Annotated in this window: 3 protein-coding genes and 2 pseudogenes; all 5 read right to left on the bottom strand. The window is 37.7% G+C overall.

Annotated features, from left to right (window positions below; genetic code table 11):
- Positions 1–332: 332 nt before the first annotated feature.
- Positions 333–1,758 (bottom strand): annotated as a pseudogene (locus BLR79_RS08575) (IS3 family transposase).
- Between the two features lie 88 nt (positions 1,759–1,846).
- Positions 1,847–2,164 (bottom strand): TM2 domain-containing protein, encoded by a 318-nt coding sequence (locus BLR79_RS08570; protein WP_092087011.1) that lies wholly within the window; start codon positions 2,162–2,164, stop codon positions 1,847–1,849.
- A 68-nt stretch (positions 2,165–2,232) separates the two neighbouring features.
- Positions 2,233–2,331 (bottom strand): annotated as a pseudogene (locus tag BLR79_RS09245) (excalibur calcium-binding domain-containing protein); the annotation flags it as partial.
- A 30-nt stretch (positions 2,332–2,361) separates the two neighbouring features.
- Positions 2,362–2,613, bottom strand: a complete 252-nt coding sequence (locus tag BLR79_RS08560; RefSeq protein ID WP_092087008.1) for a hypothetical protein — start codon at positions 2,611–2,613, stop codon at positions 2,362–2,364.
- A gap of 41 nt (positions 2,614–2,654) precedes the next feature.
- The gene (locus tag BLR79_RS08555; protein WP_092087005.1) at positions 2,655–2,891 is read right to left on the bottom strand and encodes a thermonuclease family protein; all 237 of its coding nucleotides are present in this window, start codon (positions 2,889–2,891) and stop codon (positions 2,655–2,657) included.
- Between the last annotated feature and the right edge of the window lie 236 nt (positions 2,892–3,127).

Raw genomic sequence — 3,127 nt, 5'->3', positions numbered from 1 at the left:
TGTTTGAGAGTAATGCAGTTTTTTAAGGGTCTCAAACTCATGACGGAAGAAGATTTAGATACATTCCGTTTGAGAGTAATGCAGTTTTAATAACTAAATTTAAATACAATAAAAGGAACCTCATGCTATCAGTTAAAAGATTATAGTGACCCCAAAAAGTTAGACAATATTTTAGAGAGAGTTGACCTTTATAGGCTGCTCTCTTTTTTTATAGGCTTAGAATCTGGCTTCCGTCCTTGATCACCCTCACTCATCAGCTGTGGAAGTTTGTCAAGAGAAGGAGCGTTAGCGGTTCTTGATAAACTTTTACAGCTGTGAGACGCTTGGGCGTGTTAGGAAGCATATTTCTCCAAATACTCAACAGGGCTTAACCATCCTAATTTTTCTTTTATCCGGTTTTCATTGTAATAGCGGATATAGTTTTGAATGGCTTCCTTCAACTCTTCGTAACTGCGGTAAGATTTGCCATAGTAGATTTCTTGCTTCATCAGCCCGAAGAAATTTTCCATCGGCGAGTTGTCTAGGCAATTTCCTTTTCGTGCCATACTTTGAAAGATGGCGTGATTTTTTAAGTGGTCTTGATAGTCTTCCATTTGATAGGCCAACCTTGATCTGAGTGGAACGTGCGTCTGAATTCACAATCATCGGTGGCACGAACGGCGTCTTTTAAGGCTTCCATCATACTCTCCTTATTGGGTTGGTGTGAAATCTTGTAACTGACAATTTGAAGATTAAAGAGGTCCAAAAATGGATCAAGATACAACTTCTTAATTTGAAGATTACCTGAGCAGTCGGTTTCATAATATTTGAATTCGGTTGTGTTGGTGAGAATTTTTTGGCGTGGAATGCTGCTCTTAAACCGTCGTTTTAAGCGATTTGGCGCAATAGTGCCAACTTCGCCTTTATAGGAATTATACTTACGTGATTTCCGAGTAAAAGAGGTAACTTGTAGCTTCATCTCCTTCATTAACCGATGCACTTTCTTTTTGTTAACTTGGTAGCCACGGCGTCTTAATTCAGCGTGAACCCGGCGATAACCATAGTCTTTATGTTCTTCGCGGATCGCTAAAATATCGTCTTTGATGGCTTGATCTTTATCGGGCCTTTCCAGACACTTTAGTTGGTAATAATAAGTGGCTTTCGGAAACCCAACCGCCTTTAAAATGCTGGTGAGTGTGTAATCATTTTGTTTATGGAGGCTGCGAATGACACGCACTAAGTCTTCTTGTGTCGCCTCTTTTTTGCTTCCCGCAACCTCCTCAATTCTTTTAAAAATTTGTTCTCGATATCTAATTGTTCAACGGTAGCTTCAAGTGTTTTAATGCGTTCTTGAAGGACATTGATATCAGTCTCAGTCTTTGTATTCTGCGCTTTAGGCGTATTCTTTTCTTGTTTTGACACCGTCGGTGGTCTCCCTATCGATTTTGATAAGCCATCGATGCCCTTTTTCTTAAACGTCCGAAGCCAGTTGGCAATAAGGCTCGGATTGTTAATTCCGAACTTAGCCCCAACTTCACGATAGCTTAACTCTGTTGTTAAGTACAATTCTATCGCATTTAGCTTGGTTTCAACAGGATAATAAGTTTTTGTTGATTTAAGATAGAGCCCTTCGAGTCCAAAGTCTTGATAATTATGGATCCAGCGCTTGATAATACTTGAACCAATTGCGTACTTCTTAGAAAGTGTTTTATAACTATCAACACCAGCTTCATAATCAGCGACAACCTGTAATTTGATATCCAATGTATATTTAGACATAACAATACCCCCTTAAATGTTAGATTTGTTGTCTAACATTTGGGGGGCAGTACAGATAGTGTCAGGTTTCTTTTTGATTATCTTAATCTTAAAACGTTTGACTTGAAAGAACTTCTTTCGTGATACGTTGTCGAATAGCATGGGTATTTTTTCTAAGCATACCGTTAATTAAAAATAAATCAATAAGTACCCATAGCCCTGTAGGTAAGAAAAAAGTAAACCACCCTGTCAATACTGTTGTAAGAAGTAAGATTAAACCGCTAATCGGGCGACCTAAATAAAAACGGTGCGCTCCGATGCCACCGAGAACAAACCATAATAAATAAGCAACCCCGGCACTTTTCTTCTCATTTTGAACCCGTTGTTCTACATAAGCTTTTTCTTCTAATGATAAATAGTCGTGCATTATATCCTCCATTCTTCCACTTGATATTATTAATAGATTAACATATAGAGGAGTAAATAGGAAGAATACTATTCACATCCAATGCCATCATTATCGCGATCAAATTTAGGATCCCACCCAGGGTCACCTGGATAAATGGGAGCCGCACCCGCAGCGTGTACTTCAGAGCAGTTTTTATAAAAGACGTTGGATTGATTTTATGTAATGATCTCCGGAGTACCTGCAAGAGGTGCAATTTGTTGACCATGTCGAGATTCAGCTTTAGCAGTAAAGTGAGGTTGACTACCATCCCATACACCTAGCTGACTAAATTGAGCATAATCTTGAGAATCATAAATAGCATCCACATATTGACTATTAATGTAGCCGCCAATATAACGAGCAATTGCCAAGCCTTCCGTAACTAAAATTTCTTGAAGTAAAATACCGTCAACCCAATCATGAACCAAGTCGCGTTGTAGCGGTCTTTTTCTTTACCTTCGTATTCGATTTAAATGAAATCAGTTTCATTTAAAAGTTCAATCACTCTTTGTTTAGCAATCTCTGCATAGGGGTGGGAATCTTTTAACTCTGGAGTATCGATCAATAAAAACCTTGCTTTAATACTTGGCTCTTGATTTCGGTCTAAAATAAAGTCAGCTGTATCTCCATCGATGACGTTCCAATTGATAATGGTAAAGATTTTTTCTTTATCTCGTGCAGACTGAGCTAAAATAATATAGCCCAAGTTTTCACTGTTAACTTCTGCCCAAGCAGTAGTAGGTAACAGTGTTATCTTTAAAGCTAGTACTACTATTAAAAAAGATTAATTTTTTCATCATTATAATATTCTCTTATATATAGTAGTTCTCTTTGTAGTCAAGTCCATAACCCTGTGTAAAATAGTATACAATGTTTTACCGGTCTCTTACTGGTCAAACTTAATATATTTTCTTGTAGAACTTATCCATTCATCATGTGTGT

It is taken from the genome of Dolosicoccus paucivorans (genome assembly GCF_900100125.1).
GTDB classification, from domain to species: domain Bacteria; phylum Bacillota; class Bacilli; order Lactobacillales; family Aerococcaceae; genus Dolosicoccus; species Dolosicoccus paucivorans.
Note: the sequence above shows the minus strand (reverse complement) of the source record. Positions and strands in the feature narration are given on the sequence as shown.